This window comes from Limnohabitans sp. 2KL-17 (assembly GCF_003063415.1).
Lineage (GTDB): Bacteria > Pseudomonadota > Gammaproteobacteria > Burkholderiales > Burkholderiaceae_C > Limnohabitans_A.
Map to the genome: position 1 here is coordinate 27,234 of NZ_NESK01000003.1, position 13,235 is coordinate 40,468.

General features: G+C 61.5%; 14 protein-coding genes. 8 read left to right on the plus strand and 6 right to left on the minus strand.

The window, feature by feature from the left end; genetic code table 11:
• Nucleotides 1-8: 8 nt before the first annotated feature.
• The 4 genes from recJ to B9Z45_RS01905 all read right to left on the minus strand — a co-directional run bounded on the left by recJ (nucleotide 9) and on the right by B9Z45_RS01905 (nucleotide 3,627).
• A complete protein-coding gene (recJ, locus tag B9Z45_RS01895; protein ID WP_108405548.1) occupies nucleotides 9-1,718 on the minus strand; it encodes a single-stranded-DNA-specific exonuclease RecJ in 1,710 nt (569 codons plus the stop codon).
• Nucleotides 1,715-2,674: a hypothetical protein gene (locus tag B9Z45_RS01900; RefSeq protein ID WP_108405549.1), complete on the minus strand. Its 960-nt coding sequence runs from the start codon at nucleotides 2,672-2,674 to the stop codon at nucleotides 1,715-1,717. Before B9Z45_RS01900 ends, recJ begins: the two co-directional genes overlap by 4 nt.
• Before the next feature lie 161 nt (nucleotides 2,675-2,835).
• Nucleotides 2,836-2,976 carry a hypothetical protein gene (locus B9Z45_RS17000; RefSeq protein WP_158270357.1) on the minus strand — a complete coding sequence of 47 codons (141 nt, stop codon included), beginning with the start codon at nucleotides 2,974-2,976 and terminating at the stop codon, nucleotides 2,836-2,838.
• A gap of 3 nt (nucleotides 2,977-2,979) precedes the next feature.
• Nucleotides 2,980-3,627 carry a DUF2076 family protein gene (locus B9Z45_RS01905; RefSeq protein ID WP_108405550.1) on the minus strand — a complete coding sequence of 216 codons (648 nt, stop codon included), beginning with the start codon at nucleotides 3,625-3,627 and terminating at the stop codon, nucleotides 2,980-2,982.
• Nucleotides 3,628-3,781: 154 nt separating this feature from the next.
• Between B9Z45_RS01905 and B9Z45_RS01910 the strand changes: the two genes are divergently transcribed.
• The 3 genes from B9Z45_RS01910 to B9Z45_RS01920 all read left to right on the plus strand — a co-directional run bounded on the left by B9Z45_RS01910 (nucleotide 3,782) and on the right by B9Z45_RS01920 (nucleotide 6,850).
• Nucleotides 3,782-4,978, plus strand: a complete 1,197-nt coding sequence (locus B9Z45_RS01910; RefSeq protein ID WP_146180859.1) for an MFS transporter — start codon at nucleotides 3,782-3,784, stop codon at nucleotides 4,976-4,978.
• A gap of 37 nt (nucleotides 4,979-5,015) precedes the next feature.
• Entirely contained in the window at nucleotides 5,016-5,483 is a 468-nt protein-coding gene (locus tag B9Z45_RS01915; RefSeq protein ID WP_108405552.1) for a CoA-binding protein, read from the plus strand.
• Between the two features lie 83 nt (nucleotides 5,484-5,566).
• Complete coding sequence (locus B9Z45_RS01920) at nucleotides 5,567-6,850, plus strand: O-acetylhomoserine aminocarboxypropyltransferase/cysteine synthase family protein (protein ID WP_108405553.1); 1,284 nt, start codon at nucleotides 5,567-5,569, stop codon at nucleotides 6,848-6,850.
• A 33-nt stretch (nucleotides 6,851-6,883) separates the two neighbouring features.
• Here the strand turns inward: B9Z45_RS01920 and B9Z45_RS01925 are convergent, their stop codons facing one another.
• A complete protein-coding gene (locus B9Z45_RS01925) occupies nucleotides 6,884-7,765 on the minus strand; it encodes a DMT family transporter (protein ID WP_108405554.1) in 882 nt (293 codons plus the stop codon).
• The gene (locus B9Z45_RS01930) at nucleotides 7,762-8,673 is read right to left on the minus strand and encodes an alpha/beta fold hydrolase (RefSeq protein WP_108405555.1); all 912 of its coding nucleotides are present in this window, start codon (nucleotides 8,671-8,673) and stop codon (nucleotides 7,762-7,764) included. The genes B9Z45_RS01925 and B9Z45_RS01930 overlap by 4 nt, the downstream gene beginning before the upstream one ends.
• A gap of 228 nt (nucleotides 8,674-8,901) precedes the next feature.
• Between B9Z45_RS01930 and B9Z45_RS01935 the strand changes: the two genes are divergently transcribed.
• The 5 genes from B9Z45_RS01935 (at nucleotide 8,902) to B9Z45_RS01955 (ending at nucleotide 13,223) form a co-directional block, all read left to right on the plus strand.
• Nucleotides 8,902-10,170: a lipoprotein-releasing ABC transporter permease subunit gene (locus B9Z45_RS01935; protein ID WP_108405556.1), complete on the plus strand. Its 1,269-nt coding sequence runs from the start codon at nucleotides 8,902-8,904 to the stop codon at nucleotides 10,168-10,170.
• Nucleotides 10,163-10,846, plus strand: coding sequence for a lipoprotein-releasing ABC transporter ATP-binding protein LolD (gene lolD, locus B9Z45_RS01940; RefSeq protein ID WP_108405557.1), 684 nt, complete (start codon nucleotides 10,163-10,165; stop codon nucleotides 10,844-10,846). The genes B9Z45_RS01935 and lolD overlap by 8 nt, the downstream gene beginning before the upstream one ends.
• A gap of 14 nt (nucleotides 10,847-10,860) precedes the next feature.
• The gene (locus B9Z45_RS01945; protein WP_108405558.1) at nucleotides 10,861-11,685 is read left to right on the plus strand and encodes a TatD family hydrolase; all 825 of its coding nucleotides are present in this window, start codon (nucleotides 10,861-10,863) and stop codon (nucleotides 11,683-11,685) included.
• Nucleotides 11,686-11,826: 141 nt separating this feature from the next.
• Nucleotides 11,827-12,585: a spermidine synthase gene (locus tag B9Z45_RS01950; RefSeq protein ID WP_108405559.1), complete on the plus strand. Its 759-nt coding sequence runs from the start codon at nucleotides 11,827-11,829 to the stop codon at nucleotides 12,583-12,585.
• A 149-nt stretch (nucleotides 12,586-12,734) separates the two neighbouring features.
• Nucleotides 12,735-13,223 carry a tripartite tricarboxylate transporter TctB family protein gene (locus tag B9Z45_RS01955; RefSeq protein WP_108405560.1) on the plus strand — a complete coding sequence of 163 codons (489 nt, stop codon included), beginning with the start codon at nucleotides 12,735-12,737 and terminating at the stop codon, nucleotides 13,221-13,223.
• Nucleotides 13,224-13,235: the final 12 nt, after the last annotated feature.

The following is a 13,235-nucleotide window of genomic DNA, read 5'->3' on the forward strand; positions in this document are numbered from 1 at the left end:
GGCATTTCTTAGAGTTCGGCGCCTTCCACTAAAAAGCGCACCCGCTTTTGCCCTTGCCACTCGTCGGCGTCCAGCCGGTAGGCCAGTTTCACCTTGGCGGGTAAAGGCTCGGTGCGGCCGAACCAGATGCCATCCACTGGCTGGCCTTGGTGCTTCATCTTGAGCGAGAGGTGTTTTTCGCCCACCAAGCGCTGCGAGACCACCTCGATCTCTTCGCAAAATACGGGCGGTGCAAAACCCTGGCCCCAGACCTCGTGGTGCAGCATTTCGACCAGGTCCACCCTGCGGTATTCAGCGGGCAGCGGGCCGTCGGTTTCGAGCCGCCGTTGCAAGGTGGCTGCGTCCAGCCACTCCAGGGCCACCTGGTTGAGTGTTTCTTCAAACACATCGAGGTGTTCTTCGGCAATCGTGCAGCCCGCAGCCATGGCGTGGCCACCAAAGCGCAGCAGCACGCCCGGCGCACGCTTGGCCACCAAGTCGAGTGCGTCGCGCAAATGAAAACCCGCAATGGAGCGGCCTGAACCCTTGAGTTCGTGTTCTTTGCCTGGAGCACTGCTCGCGGCAAAAACAAACGTGGGGCGGTGCAGTTTGTCCTTGATGCGCGAGGCCACGATACCCACAACCCCTTCGTGAAAATCCGGGTCGAACACGCAAATGGCGGGGGGTGGCTCGTCGCCTTCGTCAAACAGTGACTCGGCCATCTCCATGGCCATTTCCCGCATGTCGCCCTCAATCACACGGCGTTCGCGGTTGATGGCATCCAGTTGTTTGGCCAGTTCGTCGGCGCGGCCTGCATCGTCTGTCAGCAGACATTCAATGCCCAGTGTCATATCGGCCAAACGGCCCGCGGCGTTGATGCGCGGCCCGAGGGCAAAGCCAAAGTCAAACGTCGTGGCCTTGGCGGTTTCGCGGCTGGCCGCACGCATCAACGCCGCCATGCCCGGGGGCAGGGCACCGGCGCGTATGCGGCGCAGGCCTTGCGCCACCAGGCGGCGGTTATTCGGGTCCAGCCGCACCACGTCTGCCACGGTGCCTAAAGCGACCAGCGGCAGCAGGGCGTCCAGTCTCGGCTGAGGCCATGCATCAAACATGCCGCGTTGGCGCAACTCGGCCCGCAGGGCCAGCAGCACGTAGAACATCACACCCACGCCCGCGATCGATTTGCTGGCAAAGCCGCAGCCCGGCTGGTTGGGGTTGACGATGACTTCGGCCGTGGGCAATTCGCTGCCCGGCAAATGGTGGTCGGTCACCAGCACTTGCAGGCCAAGTGCCTGCGCGGCCTGGACGCCAGCCACGCTGGCAATGCCGTTGTCCACGGTGATCAAGACGCCGGCGCCTTGGGCGTGCACGCGTTCAGCAATGGTGGGCGTGAGGCCGTAACCATCGATCACCCGGTCGGGCACCAGATAGGACACGTTGAGCGCTCCGAGCATGCGCAGGCCGCGCACGGCCACTGCGCAGGCGGTCGCGCCATCGCAGTCGTAATCGGCCACGATGCACAAGCGCTTGTTGGCAGCCATGGCGTCGGCCAGCAGTCGGGCTGCTTCGGTGGTGCCCAGCATGTCTGTCGGGGGCAGCAGCAGGTTCAGCGCGTCGTCCAGTTCGGCTTTGGACTGCACGCCACGTGCCGCGTAAAGGCGCGCCAGCAGGGGGTGGATGCCGGCTTGTTCCAGCGCCCAGGCGCTTCGGGGCGGTACATCTCGGGTCAGTAAATTCATGGGGTGATCAGGGCTGCCAGTGCCGTTGCAGGTGTGGTGTTTTGAAACAGGCGAGTGATTCGTTGGTGCCAAGTGGCAGGCACCGCCTCGTAGGTGTGCGCGGTGTGCTCGCTGCACAGGCTCAGCGTGGCCTGACCTGTGGCTTGGCAGTGCTCGAGCAAGTCGGACACGGCGGTCGCGTCAAGCTGTTGCCAGGCTTGCTGCCAGGCTTGCAGGTCACCGCGCAAGGCGCCTGCGCGCAAGCCATCGGGCATGGCCACAGGCTGAACCAAAGCGCCAGACCCGGCGGTCAGTGTGCCTGCACCGTGCAGCCAGAATGTATTGACGGTGTGTTGTCTGCGCGCTTCACGGGCGTCGTTCACCGGGTGGTTGTAAAGCAGCATCTGCATCTCGCTTTGCAGGCGTTGCAGCGGTTTGGCCGCGTGATGGGCGGTGGGGCTGTTAGGCATCCAGGGTTTCACGTTCTGGCCGATGACCCGGTCGAGCGAGGCTGTGGGCACTTCGGCCAGCATGTCGCCTTGCGCGTGCCAGGCCAGGGCGCTGTGCCAGGTCACTTGCAAGCCGTCTTCTTGCAAAAACGGTTGCATGGCCTGCAGCAATTGCTGCGACTCATCGTCGGACAAAAACAGACTGGCCGGGTCGAGCATCACCACCTGGTCCATGCCGATCTGCCAATGGCAGGGGGTCATCCAGGCCTGTGTCGTGCCGCTGGCTTGCCCTTGTTGTGCGCTGTGCCATGCGGCCCAGGGCAGTGCTGCGCTGTCTTGCGCCCAGCCCAGCGCCTCGGCCAGAAGGCGTTCGTGTGGCATGTGAAGGGTCAAATCTTCGCTGTCTTGCAGCGCTTTTTGGCGCTGCAACAGGCTCAGCAATGTTTGCAAGTGGGGGAGTTTCAAACCAAGCCAGGCGGCTGGGTCCATGAAAGCTTGGCTGGCCGCGTACGGAATGATCAGGTGCATGGGGATTGATTGTCGCAGGCCCGGTCAAACCCACGCGTGCCGGGTGTTCCCTTGCAGCGCAGGCTGACGGGTCCACCAAGCAAACCTGACTTTGCGCTGCTTTAGCCAGGTTTTGCAAACCCGATGGGGGCTTGCGCCAAAGAACACTGAAGCTACAAGCTTCAGCGCGAGTTCACGCCATAAATCACCGCCAGGGCGATGGCAAAAATAACGGCCCAGATGGCCCGGTTGTTTCTCTCGATGAACTTGAGCACCACATCTTCCAGACTTTTGGACTTGTGCTCTGGTTGGGGTTTGTTCATACATCAGGCCCAGTCTTCGCCCTGGTCCCAGGACACATCGCCCGCATCTGCCACATCGGCAGGCTCTGCCGAGGGTGACACCAGTCCCTGCAGGGGTTCTTCCTGAGCGCTGCTCAGGGGGGATGCCTCATGCGGTGCCGGCGTATTGCGACCCATGAGGCTTTGAACACCCTGAAACAGGAGGCCGCCAGCCACCACACCCGCTGCAGTGGTGGCCATTTGGGCCATCAAACCACCCCCCCAAGAGCTCGCGCCGGGCTGGGGTGCCAAGGCAGGCGAACTCGCGGCAGGAGAGGGCATGGGCTTGCTTGCCGTTTCAATGGGTGGCGCGGCAGGTGCCTCTGCGCCTCTGCCCCAGGCCTGTGACCCGGACATCAAAAAGCCGCTGGGCGCAGGTGCGGGCGCTTGCGTTGCCTGCAACAGGGCCTGCTGCTGCGCGCATTGCGCCTCCAGTTGCTGAATGCGGATTTGCGTTGCATCCAGGGCCATGCCCAAACCCATGGCACGTTGCACCAGCAAGTAAGGCGCATCGGTCTGGTTTGCGACCGCTTGGCGGATGAGGTCGTCGGCCATCGGGTCTTTGGGGTCTGCGCGGGTTTGTCGCAGAGCGGTCAAAAATTGCTGAAGTTGGTCACGTTCTGTGGCGTTCATGGCCGGGCCTTTGAAGCGGTTTGGAAAATCATTATGGGCGTGCTGAGAATTTACCCGAATCAAAAAGGCTGATCTTGTCAGTCACTTTCCGGTGGAAGGCTTGTCGCATTTTCAAAGGCACAATGATCCACAATTCAAGAACACCGGAGACCGCATGAAAGAGACCCCCTACGCCTGGGTGGTGGTTTGGGCCACCTTTGTTTGCCTGGCGCTGATCTTTGGGGTGTCTTATTCGTTCGCGGCTTTTTTTGAACCGTTTGCTGCGGAATTTTCGGCGCAACGGGCCGAGGTGTCCTGGATTTTTGGTCTGTCCGGCTTTGTTTACTTTGTCTTGGGCGCCGGTGGCGGCATGCTGGCCGACCGATTCGGCCCCCGCGTGGTGTGCTCGGCCGGCATGGCCCTGATTGCACTGGGTCTGCTGGCCACCAGTTGGGCAACTTCCTTGCTTGCGGTGTACCTCAGTTACGGCCTGCTGGTGGGCTTGGGCATTGCCCTGGTCTACACGCCCTCGATTGCCAGTGTTCAGCCCTGGTTCACCACCCGCCGAGGCCTGGCCGGGGGCATTGCCAGTTCGGGTGTGGGTGCGGGCACCTTGCTGGTGCCGGTGCTGGTGGCCATGGCCATTGGCCCCATGCCCTGGCGCGAGGCGATGCGCGCCCTGGCCTTGGGGGTTTTGGTGCTGGGCCTGCTGGCGGCGGCCTTGCTGCGACGAGCGCCTGCCACCAACGGGCCGGGCATGAGCGCCGGTGCAGGGGGTTTGGCCAGTGGCTTGACATTGCGCGAGACTCTGTGCACGCCCACATTCCGTTGGCTTTACCTGGCCACCGTACTGGCCTCGCCCGTCATGTTCATCCCCTTTGCCCATGTGTCGGCATCGGCGCGAGATCTGGGCCTGACGGAGGCGCTGGCTGTCGGGCTGGTGGGTCTGATCGGTGTGGGCAGTCTGGTGGGGCGCTTTGCGATTGGTCTGGTGGCCGACCGGCTGGGTCGGGCGCAAACCCTGGTGCTGATGCAACTGTCCATGGGGGCGTCTTACTTGTTGTGGGGGGCAGCCAGCGGGCATGCCTTGCTGGCCTTGTTTGCTCTTTGGTTTGGTTTGAGTTATGGCAGCATCGTGTCGCTTTTGCCGGCTTTGTGCATGGATTACTTTGGCGGAAAATCGGTGGCCAGCGTGGTCGGCACGCTTTACAGTGGTGCGGCTTTGGGCAATCTGCTGGGGCCTGTGCTGGCGGGGGCGGTCTTTGACTTCAGTGGCCATTACCTGGGGGTGATGGCGGTGTGCCTGGTCCTTTCCCTTTGCGCCACCTGGGCTTCCCGTCAGATGAAAGCCAGCGGGCAGACGCGCTACTGATGGGCTTGAACAGGTTGAATTTTTGGAACAAGGTGCCATGAACAATGACTTGCAGGCGCTGCGGCGCATTTTCACCACCTGCCGCACCATCGCTGTGGTGGGTTTGTCTGCCGAATGGCATCGGCCCAGTTATTTCGCGGCCAAGTACATGCAGTCGCACGGCTTTCGCGTAGTGCCTGTCAACCCGCGCTACGCGGGTGGCCAGGTGCTGGGGGAAACCTGCTATGCCAGCCTGAGCGATATCCCGTTCAAGGTGGCCATGGTCGATGTTTTTCGGCGTGCTGAAGATGTGTTGCCGATTGCGCAGCAAGCGGTTCAGATCGGCGCGCTTTGTTTATGGCAACAACTGGGCGTGGCCAACCCCGAGGCCGATGCCCTGGCACGCCAGGCCGGTCTTGATTCGGTCACGAACCGTTGCGTCAAGATCGAACATGCCCGCCTGTTTGGAGGCTTGAACTGGGTCGGTGTCAACACGGGCATCATCTCGGCGCGCCGAATGTTGTGAACTTTTCCCAAAGGCATCGCCACGGCACTGCCCTTGCTTGAACGACCCCATCACGCGGCATCCAGCCACATTTTTTTCCCACCATGACCGACCGAAAATTCCACCCCGAAACCCTGGCCATTCACGCCGGGCAAATCCCCGACGCGGTCACAGGTGCTCGTGCTTTGCCCATTTACCAGACCACCAGCTTTGTGTTTGACAGCGCCGAGCATGCGGCCTCGCTTTTCAATCTGCAGACCTTTGGCAATGTGTATTCGCGCCTGAGCAACCCCACGGTGGCGGTACTCGAAGAGCGGGTGGCCGCGCTGGAAGGCGGGCGTGCCGCCGTGGCGAGTGCGTCAGGCATGGCGGCTGAAACCATGGCCTTGATGACCATCTTGCAATCGGGCGATCATGTGGTGGCTGCAGGTGCCTTGTACGGTGGCTCGGTCACCATGCTGGCCGTGAGCCTGGCCAAGTTCGGCATCAAGACCAGCTTTGTCGATGCCACCCAGCCCGAGGCTTTTGCAGCCGCCATGCGGCCCAATACCCGGGCCGTTTACGCTGAAAGCCTGGGCAACCCGAGCATGGTGGTGCTGGACATTACCGCTGTGGCCGAGGTGGCCCATGCGTACGGCGTGCCCCTGATCATTGACAACACGGTGCCCAGCCCCATGCTGTGCAACCCGCTGGCGCTGGGCGCTGACATCGTGGTGCATTCGGCCACCAAATACCTGGCGGGGCACGGCACCACACTGGGTGGGGTGGTGGTCGAAGGGGGTAAATTTCCGTGGGACAACGGCCGATTTCCGGGGATGACCGAGCCCTCGCAGGGCTACCACGGCGTGAAGTTTTACGAGACCTTTGGCGACTTCGGCTTCACCATGCGCTGCCGCATGGAAAGCCTGCGCGTTTTTGGCGCTGCGCTCAGCCCCATGAGCGCCTGGCAAATATTGCAAGGCGTCGAGACCCTGCCCTTGCGCATGCAAAAGCACTGCGACAACGCGCTGGGCGTGGCCCGATACCTGCAAGCCGATCCGCGAGTCGCCTGGGTCAATTACCCTGGCCTTTCTGATCACCCGCAACACGCCTTGCTGATGCGCCAGATGCGCGGCGCCTCGGGCCTGTTGTCATTTGGTGTGAAAGGCGGTTTGGCCCAAGGGGTCAAGTTCATCGAATCGGCGCAGTTCATGAGCCATCTGGTCAACATTGGTGACACCCGCACACTGATCAGTCACCCGGCCAGCACCACCCACCGCCAGCTCGACGAAGCCCAGCAAATGGCCGCAGGCGTGCCGCCCGACATGGTGCGCATTTCGGTCGGCCTGGAAAACCTGGACGACATCCTGTGGGACATTGATCAGGCGCTGGCTGTGGCTTGTCGCTAGCGTGCAAAGCCAGCAGTTATGGCCGGGCGGAGTTCACTCCATGGCCAGCAAGGCCTGCTTGCGCAGGCGCTCGGCCTGCAGCAAACTCAAACCCGCTGCCACCACCAGCGTAATGCCGCACCAAGCCAGCCCGTTGGGCACGTCGCCCCACATCAAATAACCGAGCAGCAACGCCATCAGCAAGCCGCTGTAGCGAAAAGGCCCGATCACGCTCATATCGCCCCAACGCATGCTGAGCGTGAGCAGGTGATAAGCCGCTGCCAGGCACATGGCCGCAGCGAACAACTGCCCGATGTGCGCCATGCTCATGGCGCGCCAAGGCTCGAACATGCTCCACACGCCCGCCAGCAACGTCACCATCATGGCGGTGGACAAGGTGATCAGCAAAGAGGGCACTTGGGCGGGCACCAGGCGTGTCAAAAAATCGCGCCCGGCGTGCAGCATGGCGGCCAACAGGCACAGCCAAGCGTAGGCGTTGAATTCGCCCGCGCGCGGTTGCACCACCAGCAGCACGCCTGCAAAGCCCAACAAGATCAAAGCCCAGCGGCCCAAGCTCACCCGTTCGTTTAAAAAGAAAACTGCCAGCATCGTCAAAAACAAGGGACCGGCCAGGTTGATCGCCGTGGCATTGCCCAGCGGCATGTGGAACACCGCCGTGAGGTAGGTGAAGGAGGCCAGGCTGTCGACGAGGGCCCGGGTGGGCACTGAGCGGGTGAGCGCGCTGCGCCACAAGCTCAACTGGCCCATCCAAGCCGCTAGGGCCAACAGCAAGGCGGTGGTCATGACGCCGCGCACAAAAATCAATTGCGGCGTGGGCAGATCGGTGCTGACCCACTTGACCAGCGCATCGTTGACGACAAAAAAAACCATGGCCCCGGTCATGGTGAGGATGCCGCGCCGGTTGTGCTGGCTCATGCGGGCGTCCGGTTCAAAAACGGCAGCACCTGCGCCAGCAAAGCTTCAGGTGCTTCTTCGGCGATGTAGTGGCCGCAGGGAAGGGCCTGGCCGCTGACTTGGTTGGCCACTTTTTGCCATTCCTTGAGCGGGTCAAAACAGCGCTGCACAACGCCTTGCTCGCCCCACAGCACTTGAATGGGCATCTCCAGTCGCCGCTCCATGGCGATGTCTTTCCGGTCGTGCACCAGGTCGATGCTGGCCGCAGCACGGTAGTCTTCGCACAACCCGTGGGCTGCGCCCGGCAGGGCCAAGCAGCGCTGGTATTCGGCCAGCGCCCGCGCATCGAAGGGGGCCAGCCCGGCGCTGCGATTGCCCAGGACATCGGTCACGTAGGCGGCCGGGTTGGCTTGAATCAAACGTTCAGGCATCGGTTGCGCTTGGATCAAAAAAAACCAATGCCAGTAAGCCCGTGCAAAGGCCTCGCTGGTTTGGGCGTACATGGCCAGCGTGGGCGCGATGTCGAGCAAGACCATTTGGCGCACAGCCTGCGGGTGGTCCATGCCCATCCGGTGGGCCACACGGGCCCCTCGGTCATGCGCCAGCACATGAAATTGGTCAAAGCCCAAGCGCTGCATCAAAACCACTTGGTCTTGCGCCATGCTGCGCTTGGCGTAAGCGGCATGGTTCGGCCCGCCCTCGGGTTTGGACGAGTCGCCATAACCCCGCAGGTCGGCCGCCACCACGCTGAAATGCTGGGCCAAAGTGGGGGCCACCTTGTGCCAGATCGCCAAAGTCTGCGGGTGCCCGTGTAACAACAACAAGGCAGGGCCTTGGCCACCCAGCATGGCCGAGATCTGCAGGTCCGGGGCGACTTCGACTTTCTGGTGCGCAAAACCGGGAAACAAAGGCAGGGCAGGGTGGTTCATGGGCTGGGTAATGGGTGCAAAAGGCTGGAACGCCGCGCAAGGCGCTGCCAAAACTGAGAGCTTAAACGCATGGTGTTCAGGGCTTTTAAAATACGAAAGCCCCTTGCAAAACCATGGGCTCAATAAAGCTGACGGTCCCTCGCGCAGAAAACCGCCATGGCTCACCAGTCGCAGGCTTTGCTGCGGAGGGCGGAAACGGCCCCGGTCGATTGGTCACAATAGCGGCTTATGTCTTTTTTCAAAAACATCCCCTACGAACTGGTTCTTGGTTGGCGTTACACGCGCGCAGGCCGCGCCACCCGGCGCAATGGCTTCATTTCTTTCATTTCCGGCGTGTCCATGATGGGCATTGGCCTGGGGGTGGCGGCACTGATCATCGTGCTGAGCGTGATGAACGGCTTTCAAAAAGAGGTGCGCGACCGCATGCTGGGCGTGGTCTCGCACATTGAGGTGTATGCCGCAGACGGCGCTGCAGTGGCCGACTTGCCGGCGTTGCTTGCCCGCCTGAAGTCGCACCCTCAGGTGGTGGGTGCGGCCCCTTTCATCACGGCGCAGGCTTTGCTGGCGCGGGGCGAAGACATGAAGGGCGTGCTGGTGCGGGGCATCGACCCGGCGCTGGAGCCCGAAGTCAGCGACCTGTCGTCGGACACTCAGGCGGCCGTGTTGTCGCGCTTGAAATCGGGCGCCTTCAGCCTGGTGCTGGGCCGCGACCTGGCCAGCAACCTGGGTCTGCAGACCGGTGACCCGGTGACTTTGGTGTCGCCTTCGGGCCAAGTCACGCCCGCAGGCGTGGTGCCCCGTATGAAGCAAATGGGCGTGGCGGGTACATTTTCTTCAGGCCATTACGAATACGACTCGGCGCTGGCCTTGATGCATGTGGACGATGCAGCTCGCATGTTCCGCCTCGAAGGGCCCAGCGGGGTGCGCTTGAAGCTCAAGGACTTGCACCTGGCCCGTGAGGTCTCCCGCGACTTGCAACTGGATTTGGGGCCATCCTTTTTCGTGCGCGACTGGACGCAGCAAAACAAAACCTGGTTTGCCGCTGTTCAGGTCGAAAAACGCATGATGTTCATCATCCTCACGCTGATCGTTGCAGTGGCCGCCTTCAACCTGGTCAGCACGCTGGTGATGACCGTCACCGACAAGCGGGCCGACATCGCGATCCTGCGCACCCTGGGGGCCAGTCCGCGCAGCGTCATGGGTATTTTTGTGGTGCAGGGCGCCACAGTGGGTGTGATCGGCACCATGAGCGGCTTGTTGCTGGGCCTGCTGGTGGCCTTCAACATCGACGTGATCGTGCCCGCGCTGGAAACACTGTTCAATGCCAGTTTTTTGCCGCGTGACATTTACCTGATCAGTCGCATGCCCAGCGAGCCGCTCGCCAGTGACATCTGGCCCGTGGCGCTGACTTCTTTGGTGCTGGCCTTTGTGGCCACGCTCTACCCCAGCTGGCGCGCCAGCCAGGTCAATCCTGCAGAGGCGCTGCGTTATGAGTGATGCCGTTTTGAAAGCCCAAGGCCTGACCAAGCGGTTCACCGAAGGCCGACTGGATGTGACTGTGCTGCAAGGGGTGGACTTGGAGGTGCATGCCGGCGAAACGCTGGCCATCGTGGGCGCTTCGGGTTCGGGCAAAAGCACGTTGCTGCATTTGCTGGGCGGGTTGGATGCCCCCACCCAAGGCTCGGTGCAACTCAAGGGCCAGTTGCTGTCCGCCTTGAGCGCTTCAGAGCAAGGCCTGTGGCGCAACCGCTATCTGGGTTTCGTGTACCAGTTTCACCATTTGTTGCCCGAGTTCAGCGCGCTGGACAACGTGGCCATGCCTTTGTGGATTCGCAGGCAAGACCGCGCCGAAGCGGCTGCGGTGGCCACGCAATGGTTGCAGCTTGTGGGCTTGGGCGAACGCTTGCACCACCGCCCCTCGGAATTGTCGGGTGGCGAACGCCAGCGTGTAGCGCTGGCCCGCGCCTTGGTCAATGACCCGGCGTGTGTGTTGGCTGACGAGCCCACAGGCAACCTGGACCGCGAGACCGCCGATGGCGTGTTTGAGCAGATGCTGCAACTGGCGCGTGAGCGCGGCACAGCCTTTGTGGTGGTGACCCACGACACGCAGCTGGCAGCGCGCTGTGACCGGCAATTGCACCTGGTCAAGGGCGTGCTGCAAGCGCCCACTTGAGACGGGTTTGAGGGATGTGGATCGACACCCATTGCCACCTTGACGCACCCGAGTTTGACGCCGACCGCGACGCAGTGCGAGAGGCGGCTCGCCAAGTCGGTGTCACGCATTGCGTGTTGCCGGCGGTCCAGCGTGCGGATTGGGCCCAAGTGGCCCAGCTGGCCTTGCGCCACGGCGATGCTTACGCTCTGGGCATTCACCCGCTTCATGTGCCACTGGCCCAGCCCGAAGACTTGCAAGCGCTGGACGAGGCACTGGCGGAGCGCCGTGACGACCCCCGGCTGGTGGCGGTGGGCGAGATCGGGCTGGATTTTTTTGTGCCTGAGCTGTGTACCCCCAACATGCGCGAGCGCCAATGGGCTTTTTACCTGGCCCAGTTGAAGCTGGCGCACAAACACCGTTTGCCCGTCATCTTGCATGTGCGACGGTCTGCGGACCTCTTGCTCAAAGGCTTGCGCCAGTGTCCAGTGCCCTCGGGCATTGCCCACGCCTTCAATGGCAGCGTGCAGCAAGCACAAGCGTTTGTGGGCATGGGTTTTGCATTGGGCTTTGGCGGCACGCTGACTTATGACCGTTCCTTGCAGTTGCGGCGTCTGGCTGGTGATTTGCCCCTGAACGCCATCGTGCTGGAAACCGACGCGCCCGATATGCCGCCGCACTGGCTCTACCAAACGGCTGACCAACGGGCGGAGGGCGCGGCCCAAGGCCGCAACAGCCCGGCACAGTTGCCAAGAATCGCAGAGGTGTTGGCCGATTTGCGTGGCTTGCCACTGGCCGAGCTGGCTGCTGCCACTTGCCGAAACGCACAAAGGGTGTTGCCCAAATTGGCCGCTTTGTGACGGTGCCGGTTCTGGCGGCAAATGCGCGCTTGACCCATCGCCTGAGGTTGCCCGCTTGTATCGCCTACCATCGAGCGGTTCAGCGAATGCATCCTGGACCTTTGAACAAAAACCCATCGCCTGTTGGGCGATCTTGAACCCATGAGCCGAAAAAAACCCATCGAACTGCCTGAAGTCAATTTTTCCGAGGATGGGGAAATCCGTTACCTGCACTTGGGGACTGAGTGGATTCAGGGCTCGATGTTCCTGGACAGGCCTTATGACATCGAGCTGGAGTATGTGCAGCGCATGTTTGCCTGGCTGCTTTTTTTTCCGCCTGAAGAAGTCAAGGGCGCGCATGCCATGCAACTGGGTTTGGGTGCGGCCACCATCACCAAGTTTTGCTATAAAAAACTGAAGATGACTTGCACGGCGATCGAGTTGAACCCGGCGGTGTTGCACGCCTGTCGGGGCTGGTTTCGTTTGCCGCCTGACGACGAGCGCCTGCGTGTCGTGCTGGCCGATGCGGCATTGGAAATTCAGTCGGATGAATGGCGTGGCACAGTCGATGCATTGCAGGTTGATTTGTACGACGAAGAGGCCGCTGCCCCGGTGCTCGATACACCCGATTTTTACCGCCATTGCCGTGAACTGCTGAGCCAACAAGGCTGCATGACGGTGAACCTGTTTGGCCGTTCGGCGAGCTATGCCGAGAGCGTGGAAAAAATTTGTGCAGCATTTGGCGGAGACGCCGTCTGGGCATTCAAGCCGACCCGCGAAGGCAATGCCATTGTGCTGGCGCAGCGCACCGCCAGCAGACCCTCGCGCGAAGCCTTGATGTCGGCAGCCACTGCCATTGAAGACAAATGGGGCCTGCCCGCACAGAAATGGTTCAAGGTGTTCAAGCCGCTCACCAAATGATCGCGCTGGCTTTGGGAGTTGACCCGATTGCCGATTTGAGCATAGGGTAAACCATAGCTCCGAAAGACCTGGCTTGTAGGTGTAACCCACATCCCCCCGGCGGACTTGTTCACGCAGAATCATTCCAACTCAATCAGAGGAGATTTCTCGTGAACATCAAGAGTCAAAAAGACTTTTTTTCCGGACTGTTCTACACGGTCGCAGGTGCTGCTTTTGCCATTGGCGCCACCAACTACAACGTGGGCACAGGCGCACGCATGGGACCTGGGTACTTCCCCCTGCTTCTGGGCATTTTGTTGGCCTTGATCGGGGCGTTCGTCATGTTCAAGTCCTTGACGGTCGAGACCCAGGACGGTGACAAAATCGGTGCCTGGGCATGGAAGCCCTTGTTCTACATCATCGCCGGCAACGTGCTGTTCGGCATCTTGCTGGGTGGCTTGCCCAACCTGGGCGTGCCCGCCATGGGATTGATCGCAGCGATCTTCGGCACCACCTTGGTGGTCAGTTTGGCCGGTGAGACCTTCAAACTCAAAGAAGTTCTGATTCTGGCCACCGTCCTGTCGATCGGCTGCTACGGTGCTTTTGTGATGCTGCTCAAATTGCAGTTCCCAGTCTGGCCCACCTTCATTACCGGTTGAGGAGAAATAATT

Coding starts and splice junctions, on each gene's coding strand:
- B9Z45_RS01920 (WP_108405553.1), top strand. CDS start 5,567: ATGACCGACCGAAAATTCCACCCCGAAACCCTGGCCATTCACGCCGGG.
- B9Z45_RS01915 (WP_108405552.1), top strand. CDS start 5,016: ATGAACAATGACTTGCAGGCGCTGCGGCGCATTTTCACCACCTGCCGC.
- B9Z45_RS17000 (WP_158270357.1), bottom strand. CDS start 2,976: ATGAACAAACCCCAACCAGAGCACAAGTCCAAAAGTCTGGAAGATGTG.
- B9Z45_RS01910 (WP_146180859.1), top strand. CDS start 3,782: ATGAAAGAGACCCCCTACGCCTGGGTGGTGGTTTGGGCCACCTTTGTT.
- B9Z45_RS01905 (WP_108405550.1), bottom strand. CDS start 3,627: ATGAACGCCACAGAACGTGACCAACTTCAGCAATTTTTGACCGCTCTG.
- recJ (WP_108405548.1), bottom strand. CDS start 1,718: ATGAATTTACTGACCCGAGATGTACCGCCCCGAAGCGCCTGGGCGCTG.
- B9Z45_RS01900 (WP_108405549.1), bottom strand. CDS start 2,674: ATGCACCTGATCATTCCGTACGCGGCCAGCCAAGCTTTCATGGACCCA.
- B9Z45_RS01950 (WP_108405559.1), top strand. CDS start 11,827: ATGAGCCGAAAAAAACCCATCGAACTGCCTGAAGTCAATTTTTCCGAG.
- B9Z45_RS01945 (WP_108405558.1), top strand. CDS start 10,861: ATGTGGATCGACACCCATTGCCACCTTGACGCACCCGAGTTTGACGCC.
- B9Z45_RS01935 (WP_108405556.1), top strand. CDS start 8,902: ATGTCTTTTTTCAAAAACATCCCCTACGAACTGGTTCTTGGTTGGCGT.
- B9Z45_RS01930 (WP_108405555.1), bottom strand. CDS start 8,673: ATGAACCACCCTGCCCTGCCTTTGTTTCCCGGTTTTGCGCACCAGAAA.
- lolD (WP_108405557.1), top strand. CDS start 10,163: ATGAGTGATGCCGTTTTGAAAGCCCAAGGCCTGACCAAGCGGTTCACC.
- B9Z45_RS01925 (WP_108405554.1), bottom strand. CDS start 7,765: ATGAGCCAGCACAACCGGCGCGGCATCCTCACCATGACCGGGGCCATG.